Source organism: Microbulbifer sp. GL-2, from assembly GCF_007183175.1.
Lineage (GTDB): Bacteria > Pseudomonadota > Gammaproteobacteria > Pseudomonadales > Cellvibrionaceae > Microbulbifer.
Genome location: NZ_AP019807.1, coordinates 1,374,073 through 1,391,219, shown reverse-complemented (window position 1 = coordinate 1,391,219; position 17,147 = coordinate 1,374,073). Strand labels below are relative to the sequence as shown.

General features: G+C 49.3%; 16 protein-coding genes. 7 read left to right on the top strand and 9 right to left on the bottom strand.

Features of this window, described 5'->3' with window-relative positions; genetic code table 11:
- Positions 1 to 68 precede the first annotated feature (68 nt).
- The 6 genes from GL2_RS06040 to can are packed head-to-tail and all read left to right on the top strand — an operon-like array spanning position 69 to position 8,338.
- Positions 69 to 3,821, top strand: coding sequence for a nitrate reductase subunit alpha (locus tag GL2_RS06040; RefSeq protein ID WP_143729782.1), 3,753 nt, complete (start codon positions 69 to 71; stop codon positions 3,819 to 3,821).
- 2 nt (positions 3,822 to 3,823) lie between these two features.
- A complete protein-coding gene (gene narH / locus GL2_RS06035) occupies positions 3,824 to 5,371 on the top strand; it encodes a nitrate reductase subunit beta (protein WP_143729780.1) in 1,548 nt (515 codons plus the stop codon).
- A 19-nt stretch (positions 5,372 to 5,390) separates the two neighbouring features.
- Positions 5,391 to 6,116, top strand: coding sequence for a nitrate reductase molybdenum cofactor assembly chaperone (narJ, locus tag GL2_RS06030; RefSeq protein ID WP_143729779.1), 726 nt, complete (start codon positions 5,391 to 5,393; stop codon positions 6,114 to 6,116).
- A gap of 4 nt (positions 6,117 to 6,120) precedes the next feature.
- Positions 6,121 to 6,810 (top strand): respiratory nitrate reductase subunit gamma, encoded by a 690-nt coding sequence (gene narI, locus GL2_RS06025; protein WP_143729777.1) that lies wholly within the window; start codon positions 6,121 to 6,123, stop codon positions 6,808 to 6,810.
- A gap of 54 nt (positions 6,811 to 6,864) precedes the next feature.
- Positions 6,865 to 7,689, top strand: coding sequence for a peptidylprolyl isomerase (locus tag GL2_RS06020; protein ID WP_143729775.1), 825 nt, complete (start codon positions 6,865 to 6,867; stop codon positions 7,687 to 7,689).
- Between the two features lies 1 nt (position 7,690).
- Complete coding sequence (gene can, locus GL2_RS06015; RefSeq protein ID WP_143729773.1) at positions 7,691 to 8,338, top strand: carbonate dehydratase; 648 nt, start codon at positions 7,691 to 7,693, stop codon at positions 8,336 to 8,338.
- A 345-nt stretch (positions 8,339 to 8,683) separates the two neighbouring features.
- Here can and GL2_RS06010 read toward each other — a convergent pair whose 3' ends face one another.
- The 8 genes from GL2_RS06010 to GL2_RS05975 all read right to left on the bottom strand — a co-directional run bounded on the left by GL2_RS06010 (position 8,684) and on the right by GL2_RS05975 (position 15,646).
- On the bottom strand, positions 8,684 to 9,364 hold the full coding sequence (locus GL2_RS06010; protein WP_143729771.1) for a porin: 681 nt from the start codon (positions 9,362 to 9,364) through the stop codon (positions 8,684 to 8,686).
- 445 nt (positions 9,365 to 9,809) lie between these two features.
- Positions 9,810 to 10,070: an HD domain-containing protein gene (locus GL2_RS06005; protein ID WP_143729769.1), complete on the bottom strand. Its 261-nt coding sequence runs from the start codon at positions 10,068 to 10,070 to the stop codon at positions 9,810 to 9,812.
- 293 nt (positions 10,071 to 10,363) lie between these two features.
- Complete coding sequence (locus GL2_RS06000) at positions 10,364 to 11,542, bottom strand: alpha/beta hydrolase (protein ID WP_143729767.1); 1,179 nt, start codon at positions 11,540 to 11,542, stop codon at positions 10,364 to 10,366.
- 31 nt (positions 11,543 to 11,573) lie between these two features.
- Positions 11,574 to 12,365: an MBL fold metallo-hydrolase gene (locus tag GL2_RS05995; RefSeq protein ID WP_143729765.1), complete on the bottom strand. Its 792-nt coding sequence runs from the start codon at positions 12,363 to 12,365 to the stop codon at positions 11,574 to 11,576.
- 361 nt (positions 12,366 to 12,726) lie between these two features.
- Complete coding sequence (locus GL2_RS05990) at positions 12,727 to 13,116, bottom strand: VOC family protein (RefSeq protein ID WP_143729763.1); 390 nt, start codon at positions 13,114 to 13,116, stop codon at positions 12,727 to 12,729.
- A 153-nt stretch (positions 13,117 to 13,269) separates the two neighbouring features.
- On the bottom strand, positions 13,270 to 13,902 hold the full coding sequence (locus tag GL2_RS05985; RefSeq protein ID WP_143729761.1) for a class I SAM-dependent methyltransferase: 633 nt from the start codon (positions 13,900 to 13,902) through the stop codon (positions 13,270 to 13,272).
- A gap of 111 nt (positions 13,903 to 14,013) precedes the next feature.
- Entirely contained in the window at positions 14,014 to 14,277 is a 264-nt protein-coding gene (locus tag GL2_RS05980) for a hypothetical protein (RefSeq protein ID WP_143729759.1), read from the bottom strand.
- Positions 14,278 to 15,247: 970 nt separating this feature from the next.
- Positions 15,248 to 15,646 carry a GFA family protein gene (locus tag GL2_RS05975; protein WP_143729757.1) on the bottom strand — a complete coding sequence of 133 codons (399 nt, stop codon included), beginning with the start codon at positions 15,644 to 15,646 and terminating at the stop codon, positions 15,248 to 15,250.
- Positions 15,647 to 15,781: 135 nt separating this feature from the next.
- On the opposite strand from GL2_RS05975, the gene GL2_RS05970 reads away from it, so the two are divergent.
- The gene (locus GL2_RS05970; RefSeq protein WP_143729755.1) at positions 15,782 to 16,357 is read left to right on the top strand and encodes a TetR/AcrR family transcriptional regulator; all 576 of its coding nucleotides are present in this window, start codon (positions 15,782 to 15,784) and stop codon (positions 16,355 to 16,357) included.
- A gap of 95 nt (positions 16,358 to 16,452) precedes the next feature.
- Here GL2_RS05970 and GL2_RS05965 read toward each other — a convergent pair whose 3' ends face one another.
- Complete coding sequence (locus GL2_RS05965) at positions 16,453 to 16,743, bottom strand: DUF1330 domain-containing protein (protein WP_143732803.1); 291 nt, start codon at positions 16,741 to 16,743, stop codon at positions 16,453 to 16,455.
- Positions 16,744 to 17,147: the final 404 nt, after the last annotated feature.

Sequence of the window (17,147 nt, the reverse complement as noted above, 5' to 3'; positions counted from 1 at the left end):
GAGTGGGGCCTTTTATATTCCCGTTAAACCGATGCTTTAACCGCATTCCGATGCCCTGGGAGTACCGCATGAGCCATTTCCTGGACCGACTGAAATACCTGAAGAAACAAAAAGAGCCTTTTTCCGGAGGACACGGGGAAAAGACCGACGACGATCGCAGCTGGGAAGATGGCTACCGTCGCCGCTGGCAGTTCGACAAGATCGTGCGCTCCACTCACGGGGTGAACTGTACCGGCTCCTGTAGCTGGAAGATTTACGTCAAAGACGGCCTGGTTACCTGGGAAACCCAGCAGACCGACTATCCGCGCACCCGCCCGGACCTGCCCAACCACGAGCCGCGGGGCTGCCCGCGCGGTGCCAGTTACTCCTGGTACATGTACTCTGCCAACCGTCTCAAGTACCCGAAGATCCGCAAGCGCCTGGTAAAGCTGTGGCGCGAGGCCAAGTTGAGGTACAGCGACCCGGTGGAAGCCTGGGCCAGCATCGTCGAAGACCCGGCCAAGGCGCAGTCCTACAAAGAGCGCCGGGGTATGGGCGGATTTGTGCGTATCAAGTGGGATGAGGTCAACGAGCTGATCGCCGCTTCCAACGTCTACACCACCAAGAAATACGGCCCTGACCGGGTGACCGGCTTCTCGCCGATTCCCGCCATGTCCATGGTGTCCTACGCTGCAGGCGCCCGCTATCTGTCATTGATTGGCGGCAACTGCCTGAGTTTCTACGACTGGTACTGTGACTTGCCGCCGGCTTCACCGCAGATCTGGGGTGAGCAGACCGATGTGCCCGAGTCTGCCGACTGGTACAACTCCAATTACCTGATCGTGTGGGGCTCCAATGTACCGCAGACCCGGACCCCCGACGCCCACTTCCTCAGCGAAGTGCGCTACAAGGGCGCCAAGACCTGTGTAATCACCTCCGATTACTCCGAGTGCTCCAAGTTTGGCGATACCTGGCTGGCACCGCGCCAGGGTACCGATGCGGCCCTGGCGATGGCCTTCGGCCACGTGATCCTGAAAGAATTCCACGTCGACAAGCCCAGCGCTTACTTCACTGAGTATGTGCGCACCACCACTGATATGCCGATGTTGGTGACCCTGGAAGAGCGCGACGGCAAGCTGGTGCAGGGCCGATTCCTGCGCGCATCCGACCTGGCGGAAGATCTCGGCCAGGAGAATAACCCAGAGTGGAAAACCATCGCCGTTAATCACGATGGCCAACTGGTTTCCCCGCAGGGTTCTGTGGGCTACCGCTGGGGTGAGCAGGGCAAGTGGAACATCGAACAGCGCGATGGACTCAACGGTGAAGAGGTGGAGCTGAAACTCAGCCTCAAAGATTGCGCCGATGAAATCGCCCAGGTGGCCTTCCCCTATTTCGGTGGCCAGACCCACGAACACGACTACTTCCAGCATACCGACCACAGCGATGTGATCGATTACAAAGTGCCGGTGAAATTCGTACAAAACAAAAACGGCGAAATTCTGAAAGTAGCCAGTGTCTACGACCTGACCCTGGCCAACTATGGTGTTGAGCACGGCCTCGACGATCCCAACTGCGCCCACAGCTACGACGAAGACAAGCCCTACACCCCCGCTTGGCAGGAAAAGGTGACCGGCTGTCGCCGCGAGAATGTCATCCAGGTAGCGCGTGAGTTTGCCAACACCGCTGACAAGACCCGTGGACGCTCCATGGTGATTGTGGGTGCCGCGCTCAACCACTGGTACCACATGGATATGAACTACCGCGGCCTCATCAATATGTTGATGATGTGCGGTTGTATCGGCCAGAGTGGCGGTGGCTGGGCCCACTATGTAGGGCAGGAAAAACTGCGCCCGCAAACCGGCTGGACCCCACTCGCTTTCGGCCTCGACTGGCAGCGTCCACCGCGCCATATGAACGGCACCTCCTTCTTCTACAACCATGCCAGCCAGTGGCGCTATGAGAAGCTGGAAATGGACGAAGTGGTCTCGCCCCTGGCCGATAAGAGCAAGTGGCAGGCTTCCATCATCGACTACAACAGCCGCGCCGAACGCATGGGCTGGTTGCCGTCTGCACCGCAGCTGGGAATCAACCCACTGCAACTGACCAAAGATGCCGCCGCAGCGGGGATGTCTGCCAAAGACTACACCGTGCAGCAGCTCAAGCGTGGTGCGCTCAAGTTCGCCAACCAGGATCCGGATAACCCGCAGAACTTCCCACGCAATATGTTTATCTGGCGCTCCAACCTGCTCGGCTCCTCTGGTAAAGGCCATGAGTACATGCTGCGTCACCTGCTCGGCACCAAGCACGGCCTGATGGGTAAGGACCTGGGCGAAGCTGGCGGTAAGAAGCCGGAAGATGTGGCCTGGCATGACACGCCCAGTGAGGGCAAGGTAGACCTGCTGGTGACACTGGACTTCCGTATGTCCACCACCTGTCTCTACTCCGACATCGTGCTGCCAACGGCAACCTGGTATGAGAAGGACGATCTCAATACCTCCGACATGCACCCCTTTATCCACCCCCTCACCAAAGCGGTGGACCCGGCCTGGGAAGCACGCAGTGACTGGGACATCTTCAAGGGCATCGCGAAGAAATTCTCCGAACTGACCGACGGCCACCTGGGGGTGGAGAAGGATCTGGTGACCCTGCCGATCCACCACGATACCCCCACCGAAATCGCCCAGCCATTCGGGGTCAAGGCCTGGTGGAAGGGCGAGTGCGACCTGATTCCCGGCGTTACCGCGCCGAGCATGATCGAGGTGGAACGCGACTACCCCAATACTTACAACCGCTTTACCTCTATCGGCCCATTGCTGGAAAAACTCGGCAACGGCGGCAAGGGCATCAGCTGGAACACCGATGACGAGGTGGACTTCCTCAAGAAGCTCAACCGCACCTGGAAGGATGAGACTGCCCGCGATGGCCGCGCGCGTATCGACAGCGCGGTAGATGCTGCCGAGATGATTCTCTCACTGGCCCCGGAAACAAACGGCCAGGTAGCGGTGAAGGCCTGGGAAGCCCTGGGCAAGATCACCGGTCGCGATCACACCCATCTGGCCAAGCCTAAGGAAGACGAGAAGATCCGCTTCGCCGATATCGTGGCGCAGCCGCGCAAGATTATCTCCTCGCCCACCTGGTCCGGCCTGGAAGATGAGCATGTGAGCTACAACGCCGGCTACACCAACGTGCACGAGATGATTCCCTGGCGCACCATCACCGGCCGCCAGCAGTTCTACCAGGATCACGAGTGGATGCGCGACTTTGGTGAGAATCTTTGTGTGTACAAGCCACCGATCAATTTGAAAACCGTGCAGCCGGTGCTGAACCAAAAGCCCAACGGCAACAAAGAGATCCTGCTGAACTGGATCACCCCACACCAGAAATGGGGCATTCACAGCACCTACTCCGACAACCTGCTGATGCTCACCCTGTCCCGCGGTGGTCCCATCGTATGGATGAGTGAGAACGACGCCAAGCTGGCAGAGGTTGAGGACAACGACTGGATCGAGATCTTCAACGTCAACGGTGCCATCGCCGCCCGCGCGGTGGTGTCCCAGCGGGTGCCCGACGGCATGGCCATGATGTACCACGCCCAGGAGCGCATCGTGAATACACCGGGGGCGGAAACCACCGGCACCCGTGGCGGCATCCACAACTCCGTAACCCGCGCCGTGATGAAACCCACCCATATGATCGGTGGCTACGCACAGCAGTCCTATGGCTTCAATTACTACGGCACTGTGGGCTGCAACAGGGATGAGTTTGTGGTGGTCAGGAAAATGAACAAGGTCGACTGGCTGGATGGCGAAGACGTCAAAGAGCCGACGCGAGAGGAGGTATAGCAATGAAAGTTAGAGCCCAGATCGGCATGGTGCTGAACCTCGATAAATGTATCGGCTGCCACACCTGCTCAGTGACCTGTAAAAATGTGTGGACCTCCCGCGAAGGGGTCGAGTACGCCTGGTTCAATAACGTCGAGACCAAGCCCGGTGTCGGCTACCCCAAAGAATGGGAGAACCAGGACAAATGGAATGGCGGCTGGGTACGCAAGCAAAATGGTAAGTTGCAGCCCAAGATCGGCGGTAAGCATCGGGTACTGGCCAACCTGTTTGGCAACCCGGATATGCCGGAAATCGATGACTACTACGAGCCATTTGATTTCGACTACCAGACCCTGCACAAGGCGCCGGAGCAGAAGCACCAACCGGTGGCCCGCCCGCGCTCGCTGATCAGTGGCGAGCGCATGGAAAAAATTGAATGGGGCCCCAACTGGGAAGAAATTCTCGGCACCGAATTCGAGAAACGCAGAAAGGACAAAAACTTCGAGCAGGTGCAGGCCGACATTTACGGTGAATTTGAAAACACCTTTATGATGTACCTGCCGCGCCTGTGCGAACACTGCCTCAACCCGGCCTGTGTCTCTGCCTGTCCCAGCGGCGCCATCTACAAGCGTGAAGAAGACGGTATCGTCCTGATCGACCAGGACAAGTGTCGCGGCTGGCGCATGTGTGTGTCCGCCTGCCCCTACAAAAAGATTTACTACAACTGGAAAACCGGTAAATCCGAGAAGTGTATCTTCTGCTACCCGCGTATCGAAGCGGGCCAGCCCACCATCTGTTCCGAGACCTGTGTAGGTCGTATCCGCTACCTGGGGGTGCTGCTCTATGACGCCGACCGCATCGAAGAAGCTGCTGCGGTAGAAGACGAAAAAGCACTCTACCAAGCCCAGTGCGATATCTTCCTCGACCCCAGCGATCCTAAGGTTCAGGAAGCCGCCCGCGCCGAAGGTATTCCCGAGGCCTGGCTCGAAGCTGCGCAAAATTCTCCTGTCTACAAAATGGCGATCGACTGGCAGATCGCACTGCCGTTGCACCCCGAGTACCGCACCCTGCCCATGGTTTGGTATGTGCCACCCCTGTCCCCGATCCAGAATGCGGTTCAGGCAGGCCAAGTGGAAACCGTCACTGTGGGTCGTGGCGCCGAGATCCCCGATCTTTCCACCCTGCGTATCCCGCTGCAATACCTCGCCAACCTGCTCACCGCCGGCGACGAGAAGCCAGTGGCCCGCGCCCTGGAACGCATGATTGTGATGCGCGCCTATATGCGCGGTATTCATGTGGATGGCATACAGGAGCGCGAACTGCTGGAAGAAGCGGGCCTGACCGTACAGCAGGTGGAAGAGATGTATCGCTATATGGCCCTGGCCAACTACGAGGACCGTTTCGTAGTGCCTTCAAGCCACAAGGCCTACGCCGAGAATGCCTACGACATGAAATCCTCCTGTGGTTTCAGTTTCGGCAACGGCTGTAGCACCGGCAATGACAGCACCAATATTTTCGGTGGCAAGCAACAGGCGGTGCGCGAAGTAATACCCGCCAAAGTGGTCGACTAAGGTCGAGCGGAGAAAACCGATGAAAGTATTAAACCTGATCGCCCGCCTACTGGATTACCCATCCGATGAGCTGGTGGCGCACTTGGATGAGTTAACCAACTGGGTGGCGGAATCCGAGGATCTGGATGCCCCCCTGCGCGACATGCTGTTGGCATTTATCTCCCACTACGAGCGTATGGATGCGCTCGACTGGCAGAGTGAATACGACGGCCTGTTCGAGCGCGGCCGCGCCGTATCCCTGCATATCTTCGAGCATATTCACGGCGAATCCCGCGATCGCGGCCAGGCCATGGTAGATCTGACCGCGCGCTATCGTAGTGCCGGTCTTGAACTGAATGAACGCGAGTTACCGGACTACCTGCCCACCTATCTGGAGTTCTGCGCAACCCAGGGTGAAGAGGCTTACGGCTGGGTACATGACATCACCCATGTCATCGCCTTGTTGAGCGCGCGCCTGTCCAAGCGCGACAGCCCCTATCACTTGTTGATGGACTCACTGCTGCTGATGGCAGGCGTTTTTGTCGATCTGACTGCACTTAAGGAAGAAGTGGCCAACGAGGAACGCGACGACACCCCGGAAGCCCTGGACAAAATCTGGGAGGAAGAGGTGGTCAGTTTCACCGGCGCCAACCAGTGCGACCAGTCGATAACGAGGCCGAGTGCCACCCAGCTCCGCGATGGCCAGCCCCTCACCTGGGCTGCCGATGCGGCGCAGAATTCTGCCCAGCCCGCACCACAGGAGTAACAAGATGAACTATCTAAATACGCTGCTCTTTGCCATCTATCCCTTTGTCGCCCTGACGGTGTTCCTGGTGGGGAGTCTGATCCGTTATGACCGCGACCAGTACACCTGGCGCACCGGCTCCAGTCAGTTATTGGAGCGCAAACAATTGCGCATCGGCAGTTACCTGTTCCATATCGGCGTGATCGCCATTCTCGCGGGCCATTTTGTCGGCCTTCTCACGCCCAAGGCGGTATGGCACTTCCTGGGCATTGAAGCTTCCACCAAGCAGATGATGGCCATGGGCATTGGTGGTTTCTTCGGGGTGATCTGCTTTATCGGCCTTACGATCCTCATTAAGCGCCGTCTCACCAACCCGCGCGTGCGCGCCACCACGTCCAAGATGGACCTGACCATACTGCTGATGCTCTACGCCCAATTGATCCTCGGTTTGATCAGCATCGCAGTGTCTGCCGGTCATATGGACGGTGCCGAAATGCTCAAACTGATGGCCTGGGCCCAGTCCATTGTCACGCTGGATGGTGCTGGTGCAGCTGCCGCAATCAGCGGAGTGAACATCATCTACAAACTGCATATTTTCCTCGGCATGACCCTGTTCCTGCTGTTCCCCTTCAGTCGCCTGGTGCACGTATGGAGTGTTCCAGTGCAGTACTTCCGCCGCAATTACCAGGTAGTCCGCGCCAGAACAGCGCGCTAACCCCTGCAATCATTAAATGGCCCGCCACTGGCGGGCCCAGTGTGGAGTTGAGTCATGAATACATTACTGGCCACTGATGCTGCCGGCGGCGAATTTGAAATGGCCGAGGTAGTGGCCGTCAATGGAACTGAAATCCCTGCAGACCTGATTTACCAGGAGATGCAATACCAGCCCGCCGACTCACCGCGCCAAGCAATTTACTGCGCCGCGCGCGCACTGGTAATCGGCTGGCTTTTGCGTGAGCGAGCCGCCGGGCAGGGCCTGTGTGAAGCGGATGAAGACCTGCACAGCGAGGCATTCGATCGCGCAGTGGCGGACCTTCTCAAAGGCGAGTTACAGGTGAGCCCGGCCAGTGAAGCCGAGTGCCGTGCCTACTTCGAAGCCCACCCGCATAAGTTCCGCTCCGACCCCCTCGCCGAAGTGCGCCATATCCTGATACCGGCGGCACCGGATGACTCCGAAGCCTGCGCCAAGGCGCGCACCGCTGCAGAGGAAATGCTGGAGCAGATCCGCGCAGATGCCAATCCGCTGCAAGCCTTCGCCCAGCTGGCCCAGTCCCACTCTGCCTGTTCCTCCGCCGAAGCCGGCGGCAGCCTCGGCCAGGTAGGACGCGGCGATACCGTCGCCTCTTTCGAGCGCGCAGTGTTTGAGCAGGGCACTGGTTTGGTTGCAGAGCCAGTGGAGACACCCTACGGCGTGCACTTGATTTATGTAGAGCAGTGCGAGCCGGGCCGCCCATTGGAATACGAATATGTCGCAGAGCGAATCGAAGAATACCTGACCGAAAAACGTCGCCGCCAAATGACCAGCGACTACCTGCAACAGATGGTGCAAACCGCGCAAATATCCGGCCTGGATTTATCGGGGGAGGCCCACTGAGGTGGCAGAGATTCGCCAACTCTTCGCGCGCAATCGCGCCTGGGCAGAGGAGAGGACGGCAAAGGACCCGGAATTTTTCCAACGTCTGAGCCGTCTGCAGGTTCCCAAGTATTTATGGATCGGCTGCTCCGACTCCCGCGTGCCCGCCAATGAGATTGTGGGCATGGCACCGGGGGAGCTGTTCGTTCACCGCAATATCGCCAACGTGGTGGTACACACAGACTTTAATTGCCTCTCGGTGCTGCAATACGCCGTAGAAGTACTCAAGGTGGAACACGTGGTGGTGTGTGGCCATTACGGTTGTGGCGGTGTACAGGCCGCCATGGGTCACAGTGAATGTGGCTTGGTGGATAACTGGCTGCGCCATATCAAGGATGTCTACGCTCACCACCAGCAAGAGCTGGAGTCCCTCGATGAAGAATCGCGCGCAGCGCGCTTGTGTGAATTAAATGTGATGGCACAGGTACAAAACCTGGCCATGACCAAGATAGTGCAGCACGCCTGGGACCGAGGCCAACGCCTCAGCCTGCACGGCTGGATCTACGATATTCGCGATGGCCTGATTCGAGACCTGGGTATGCGGATGGATGACCGTGGCCGGGTGCCGGAGATTTATCATGTTTATGGTGAGGTGAAAGAGGAGGGGTGAGAATTAACTGCGTCTCATAATTAGATAATTTCCAGTCCATTGGAGATTTCTGAGAGCTATTCGCAGCTATTAGTTAAATTTCATCTATTTTATTTGATAAATTAACGTGATACTTGTTGGCCATTGATGATACAGATATCGCCAATATTCCCATCCACACATTAAAGCTTTGATAAATCACGAACGATTCTGCTAATGTCGCAATCCGATAGGGCTACATATTGAATGATATTTTTCAGCAGCTGGTTCTTAATCGCATCATCAAACACGTACTGAATTAACTTAATTGTGCTGATTTAGACTTTTACTGCTTAATAAATTGAGCTTGCCTTAATGTAGATAGAACTAGAAATGGTACTGTGCTCCAAGAGAGGCTGAGTGGGATGAATCGGCGGGATCATTTAGAAGCCCTTTTATCATAAATCGTGTAGACGTATTTTTGCTAAGATTGTATTGAAGACCCACTCCATATTGAGGCCGTGTACTCCTAGCGCTATCACTATCCTTAGTTATTAAGTTGGGGTTGCAGCTGACCTCATTTATACAGCCACCACCTGTTTCATACTGTACATGAGCCTCAACTTCCCTTGAGATTACTCCTAAACTGCCAATTAAGCTCAAGTTGTTGTAGTTTTTAAATGTATATCTTCCTAGAAAATCAATTCGTAGGTATTTGAGTTGAGCCTCACTAACGCCGTCTAACAAGCCGATAGCTGAATCAGAAAAGTGTTCTTTCTCATCTTCACTTTGGGAGTATCCTGCCTCAATTGAAAAATTGGGATGGAACTCATACCCTAAATAAGCCCCCCACGAACTGTATGACGTAGCTAGTATTTCCGATGATTGATATTGCTGGGAAAACTTCATATCGCCGGATAAAGTCACTGCATTAATGCTGGGTGTTAGGTTGCCATCAATGGAATCGTACCGATGTTCCAGTCCTACATAAAAGTTACTATTTGCATAACTTTCTGAAGCAGTACCAACTAATAGTATAGATGCGGTCATTAATTTTAATAAGTTCATATTTTATCCATTTATATGATGCTTTTGAATCAAATATAATGTAGAGAATCACTGGGCTTACTTTATGTGACAGGATAGCCGACACTTGCTAAGTGCCACAATTAACTAAGTAACAGAATATCGATTTATAAACTATAAGTAAATTAACAATATTTTTACTCTGAAGATATTATACATCTTCCTGTGATTTTCAAAACCATCGTCCCTACTTACTGTGTTATAAATTTTGTATTACTTCTATTTCTGGCCAATTGCTTTCACAGAGGTTTGGCCGAGAGGCTGACTTACGAAAAAGCTCATGCTCTGCTCTATACATGTTAAGGAACTCTTCATCACCAGAGCGAAGGCAGGCTCTCATATTAGCTAGGCGGTCAGCGGCTTTAACTAGCGAAGCAATCTCTTCTGACATGGAAACCCTTGACATTTTTTGATATGTTGCAGACTTTCATATTTTTCTGGTTTCTCCAGGCTTATCGCTGAGTATGCACACATATCTGGATACAAACTCACCAAAGAAAGCTTCGATCACCTCAGCTGTTACATCGATATCCTCAATCACGCCGTGAAGAAACGCTATTACTTCAGCTTCTACGCTATACCCGCTAGCGATCTTTGATACTTCATTAAGATGAACCGAATATGGGAAACTACCATACTTCTGATCTCCGTGTGCTTGGATAGAGAAACTCCGTGCTTTATTTCTCATATTTGCCCTTTAGTGTGATAGTGTCTAATTCTTTGCATAATTGGCTTGTCTGGGAAGTTGTATAGTAACTACACTTGGATGATTTTATTTTCAAGGAGCGCTTCCTTATTTATGAGTGCCAAAAATTAATGAACATGGCTCAACCTATTCACGGAAGTGGTCGGTTTCGGATGGGGCTAAAAATCCGGCGTGATACGAGCGCACTGGCCCATTCACAGCCCAGTTCGGATATTAATTTAAGCCTTCGAGTAATTAAATGGAGGAGCGTTCTGGTTTTTTCAGGACAAGCAATACTACGGTGTATTGAGTTTAGCCACAGACGCCTCAACAGAAGAGAGGACATTTTCCACACGTAAGCGCAACCTCTCGACCTGTGTAACTGTTTCACGAGCTCCGACTTCACCGTACCAAAAAAAGTGATTGCCAGGGACGCGAGCGTTTAGCGCACCAGAGGTTGCGTAACTAAATTGATCCATTAAGTTTTGCCAATTCTCGGGATCAATTTTTTCAGATTTTGACAAAGCAGGAAGAGCGATATTTCGATATAAATGCTGAACCTGATAGAGCCCCCAATTACCTCGATCAGTCAGTGCGTGGTCATTGTCTAGCACTTTATTACCAGAGATTGTGACGACCATGGGGAAGTCAGTAAATTTAAGGGCTCCTGTATCGGCAATTGCCCAATCCAGATCCTGCACAAAGTTACCCTTTTCATAGCGAGACGCAATCATAATCGCATTTAGGGCTACTGGAATTTCTCCGAGTACATCACTTTCGAACGTCTCCCAAGGAATAATAACGTGCCCGTTCATCTTGTTCTGAGCAGTCACGTACCTCTTAAACAACTCGTAGAATTGTGGCGCTTTCGAAAGCCCATTTGTTGATTTTGAGATTGCACCCGGTGCGGCCAGTAGCAAAGGGATAGGTGGGGTTGATGCAATTGAAACGTAAAGGCTCATATCCAGCCCGGCCGCCTGTGAAGCCTCGTAAACTGATTGAGTAATCTGCCCGCCTGCGCTCCAGCCAAGAACAATGATCTCATTCGAAAGACCATGCTTGTCCACATAGTATTTGGCGACCGCAGCCACTTGCTTGCCCCAATCACGAATCGAGAATGCGGGGTAGACCTTGGAATATACCTTGTTTCCTGTCGGATAAGACGCGCCAAGAAAAGAAAAACCTTTCTGTCCAAACCAATAGGCCAGAAAATCCTTCTCGTCGCCGTCGGGGTAGCCATAGCTGACACGAGCTAAATGAAACCCACCCGGAACGAAGATCACCAGAGGTTTTTGCGGATCGCCGGCCTTGAAATAATTCAGTGTTTCTATGCCGTTGGCTAGTAGCATCTCCTCACCTGGGTAAAGGCGAGCATTTACCTTGGTTTTTTCGACCGTCCAACTCTGCACAGCCTGGGCTCCCAAAGAGATTAAAGAAAAAAAGAACGCATGTAACAACTGGATATATAGCCTCATTTTTAGGCTCCTATATGGGCTTAATACCTATTTATAGGCTTTTCTCGTTATTAATCACTGAAATAGTTCTTTCTATAAATCTTCTATAAGCTTTTTTGGGGAGGAATGGAGATTTGTTATTTACATTGAATTTTTCCACAATGTCCTTAACTTGTGTATCAATCATTATTTCTTCCATGCTCATCCCTTTTTGATGAAGCTCTTGAATTTTGTTTGTCCACTCGAAAGTATTTTTCCTAAATTCAAGTAATGAGGATTTACTTGATGGAACACCATGCCCCGGTATTATCAAGCTTTGATCATCACCTAGATTTAAAATAGCATCAATCGCTTCATTAAAGCCTTTAATTCCGCCAGAATAAAATGTTGGGTGCCAGCTAGTATCGAATACATCACCGACAAATATAGAATTACTTTCCTTATGGTAATAGATATTGTCGATTTCTGAATGAGACTTGACTTTAATGTGAGTAAAGCCATCTAAGTTAAAGGTATTCTCTATAAGTTTTCCACCTTGCTTTTTGAAGTACTCGTTTCCACCGGTGTGGTCAGAATGTGCGTGTGTGTTTAAAATGAAAGAGATTGGCTCGTTGTGAATTGACTGAATCGCTTCATTTAATCCACTTAACTGATTATTTCCTGGCATAGGGTCAATTAATACCAAGCCATCTTCCGTTGCTATTAAGCCAATATTCGTCTCATACTCTTTTCCACTCAAGATGTGCAACTGTTCAGATATTTTTTGTATACTAACGCCGCTTGATAAAGCCGTAGAGCTAATGAATAGAAATAAAATGGAGATCAGAATTCTAAATCCTTTCAAAACTAATCCTCTTGCACTGTGGTAAATGGTTCTTTAGTGTGTAACGACTTTGTCAGTTGCACTTTGGATAGGGAATGGTATTGGACTGCATTGGTAAAACGTTAACTGCACAAAGTTGCTAGCCGTAGCTATTCAGAAATCAACTCATTAGATAGTGAATATCTATCTCTTTTTATAAAATTATACCCTGAATCATACCTGTAATTATATTTAGCTATTCAACAATTATTCTACGCTAATTCCTATTTCATCAATAGGGTAAGCCGGCATACTTTTGAGCACAATCTAGTTCCTTGATGAAGGCAATGTAGGATATTTAAATAACCTGTTACGTAAATTAATGTTGGCTGATGAGAGCTAGCTATTTCATTGAATGAAAACCTATATTATTTCCTTCGGTATCTTGGGCTATCGCGATAAAACCATAATCTCCGATAGACATTTTAGGTACTACTAGCTTGCCACCTGCGGTCTCGACTCTGGCCAGTTCAACAGAACAATCTTCGCTATCAAAATACACAAGAGTGCTATTGCCTCCAGCTTCAACACCATCCATTTTACAAATTGCTCCGCTTGCACCCGGCTCTTGTTTCATTGGAAATGCCCACATCTCGGGCTGGGGAAAATCTTTTACTTCGTCGGGATTGTCTAGTCGAGTTAACTCCTGCTTGAGAACAGCCTCATAAAAGGACTTTGCGCGTACCATATCATTTACATAAATTTCAAACCAACAAACTGCATTTGTATTCATTTGAGTATCCTCACTGTTAAGTACCTAAGTATGGTTTGTATTTCTAGAGATATAACGAAGTTTTAGAAAGATTATTCATATTTTACGTTGGCGCGGAGCTAGACTCTAATTGGCTAGTAAGGCCAATAAACCCGTCGCCTTCAGCCAACACTATTATGAGTCAATTTTACGCGCAATAATGAAAACTACCATATTATGCATTCCATGCTGCCATTGAATTTCAATGGTAAAACCAGCGTCTTGAATTTCTTTCGCTAATTTTACTTTTGTTAGGATGAAGACATCGGGCATTATGCCCATGAATTTTCCCAGAGGCGCTAAGAGCTTAATAAACCGTATATAGGAATTGCCCATACAAACGGTACTACTCACGAAAACACCGCCAGGCTTGAGGATTCTAGCAGCTTCTGCCAAAACATCTTTTCTATCTGGTAGTAAATGAATAACATTTAAACCCAATACTGCATCAAAACTCTCAGACTCAGCATTGAATTCGGTTAACGTACCTCTGGTAAATCTAATATTATCGATGCAGGCTTCCCTGGCCTTAGTTCGACCAATCTCAAGCATGTTTTCAGATATATCTACCGCTTCAATATGTTGCACATACGGAGCATGGTAAATCGCCGTAGTCCCTGTTCCGCAGCCAAACTCCAAAATATTCATATCGGGCGTAAAGAATTTTTGGGTATCTGAGAGCTTCTTCTGATAACTTGCCTCGTCAGAAATAGGGCTCCGAGCATATTCCTCTGCTTTTCTATCCCAGAACTTATCAGACCTAGTCATATCAGTTCCTATATAAACGCCAAGGCGTTATCGACGCTGTTTTTTACTCCCTGATTCATAAAGCCTCAAGCTGCGGACCGAAGCGTCCGAAAGCCCAAATATTTTAGGTTTTTAAAACCCATTAAGGACACCCCACAACTTATCCCAGCGTTCAAGCTTTTCATCGGCACTCAAGAGTCTTGGCTGAATTTGAATAGGATTGCCAAGTTGATTCACGTCTTCCAATAAATTGGAATTTACTGCCCCGCGAAGCTGACCATTTATATTGCAGCCTACGGCTAGTAGTTCATTACAAGATTTGCAATGGTAGAAATTAGCAAGCTGATCACCATTTCTTTTGGTTGAAATCCCATCACCAATGAAAGCCACTGACATATTCGGATCACTTATAATAAGTGACGGGTTGGCTTGGCAATAATTACAATCGCAAATGCGCGGATTCAAACCTTCGATCGGTCCAGCTAACTGAACTTCAATCCGCCAACGGTTACATTTACACGACCCCTTAAAGAGCATAATAATTAGTGCCAATTACGATGAAAGATACGCTTGCCTCAATTGCCGGAGGCTACTGACGCATTTTTTGCCGGTATTGTGGCAAAAAAAGGTGACAGCAACCGGGGATCAGATTGCAGGCATTTGGTACGCCCTGCATAGGCGTGAACTAATAGGGTGAAACTTCCCTGTAGGAAGATCACCATTTAATGGCATTCCATTAAATGCTAACTACTAGCGAATGGCAACTGCAACATAGAGAGAAAGAGGCCATTAGCAAAACTACCAGCTGATGAACAGAAATGTCATATAAAGCTTAACCTAAAGGCGAGTTGGCCAAGGACGCCGGAGCCATGTGATCCAATGGGTAGAGTAAATGATGCAGTTGTGTAGTGGAAGTTCACATTCTTATCTGGGGAGATCTGTTTAACCTACTATTGCTGAAGCTGCCAGCGTGGTCGCAGACCCATAAGTAGGCCCACCCGCCACCATCGCGGGGGTAGAACAAAGTGGTGGAACACACCAGCACCTCGGTCAGCATTACCAAAGTGATTTGGCAGAACTTAGCCGACAGCATAGTAGCCTAATGCCAAGATTAATACCTTGATCATGGTGAAGGCTTGAACCTAAATCCATGGGTTAGAAGACAGGGCTAGCCTACCGATATGTTTCCAATCGGATATAAAGTTGAGGTAGCGCACTGACATGGCACTCGACTCAAATGAAGACCTGCTCGACACTATCGTTGAGTAGAAATGCATTACGGATTGGGAAACGCCCATTGCGAAACCGCACGATGGGTGGTGTAGGGGCCGGTAGTTAGAAGCTACCGGCTACCCGATTTATATCCTTAGCTAAATAGTGGCACATCATCATGGATGTTCGACCAAAGTGGTTTTTCTGAGGTATACACTTGGATCTGTGGTGCTAGCTCATCAGTATAATTTTTAATTATACCTAGTGGTAAAACAAAATCTTCCGGGAAATGCTTTCCGTTAAAAAGGTGAGTTGGTGTTCCACATGTGGAGCAGAAATTTTTGTATGATTTTTCGGTAGCTTGGTAACTGATAACCGAGTCTTCACCTTTAGATAATGAGAATTGTTCTTTTGGAACAACAACATATGTACTGTGATCAGAGCCTTGTAACTTTCTACACATGGAGCAATGACATTTCACTACTGTCTTAATAGGAAGATCAAATTCCCAAGCTACAGAACCACAATGACAGCCGCCTTTTATTTTATTCAATTTCGCATCTCCGTGAAATATAACCGTTGATTATGTTCATTTATTTTATTTTTTTCGGTTTAAGATAAGGCTACATGTTAAACGACATATAATATATGATACAGATCATATTAAATTGTGGGCACATAAGAACTCATGCCTTATACAAAAGAGCATAAGGAAATTACTCGCAGACGAATTCTTGAAAGCGCATTCAGGCTTTTTACGGTCAAGGGTTTTGATGGCGTTACAGTGGATGGAGTGATGAAAGATTGCGGGCTCACCAGAGGAGCGTTTTATGCTCATTTTGACAGCAAGGCGGTGTTGTATCGTGAGTCCTTAAAATTTGCAGTCAATGGCACTAAGCTTGCTGAACTTAAACCAGATGGCACTACCGATAAGGAATGGCTATGCCTACTACTTGACGGATACCTTAGCTTAGAGCATGTGCGGGGTGAATACCCATGTCCACTTGCATTTCTAGCTACGGATATAACCATGCAGGATGAAGAAACAAAAGCAACTTATGCAAGCATCTACGATGGCATGAACAAAGCAATTTTGGAATACGCTAAAAGCTATGTTGATTGCGACGAAGATGATATTTTGTCAGTAACTGCAATGCTCATTGGTGCAGTAGCCATAGCAAGAATCATAGGTAACGAGAGTTCCGTTACAAAATTATTGCAAGCGTGTCGCCAACAGGCGGGGTTGAAATTGGGTGGAATATAACGCTGCATACATGGGCGGTCGAAACAAAGTGAAGCGGCGTATAGGCCGCGCCAAACCGCGCTATTTGCAGAAGAGTACTGCGCTTGTATGGTTGATTAAATACAACCCTCCGCCAATATTAATTGACTATTAGTTGTCTTGTGACGTATCTCAAATAGATCCTGTGCTTCTGGATCAGCTAAAAATTCTTTTGCTTTTTCAGTTGATGGAAATTCCAATATCACTAACCTCTCCGGAATCCAATTGCCTTCCATTTTTTCTGGAATCACTCCTTTTACAATGTATCTGCCGCCATGCTTTTCAATAAATGCCGGTATTTTTTCAGCGTATTCTAAGAAGCTCTCTAATACTTTAATTGAGAAATCTAAAACCAAATACCCTTTCATTTGCATTTACTCTATAATTTCTTTTGATGCATAATGCTGCGCTCAGCCGCGGATAACCTTGTGTGCTTTATTCAAGGTAATGGGAACGCAGCGACCACACATAAAGTGCACAAAGTTAGCCGTTGGCCTGCAACGCATTGTTATGATTCTTGCCGGTTATTTTGTTTCTCAATTTCCTCGACCTTCCTATGCAACTCAATTAGAGAAGTAGAAATCTCAGTTAGAACAGGATTTGATTTAGAGTGGTTCCTTATTTCTTCTTCTCTCAATCCTAACTTAGAATCAATATAACCCAGTACCAAAGAGCAGAATACGAAGACAACAAGAATTATTGGGATAGATACATAGGGAAATTGAAAAACTAGATCTGTGAAGGTGTTTTCTCCAAAAGACTTGATGAAAAC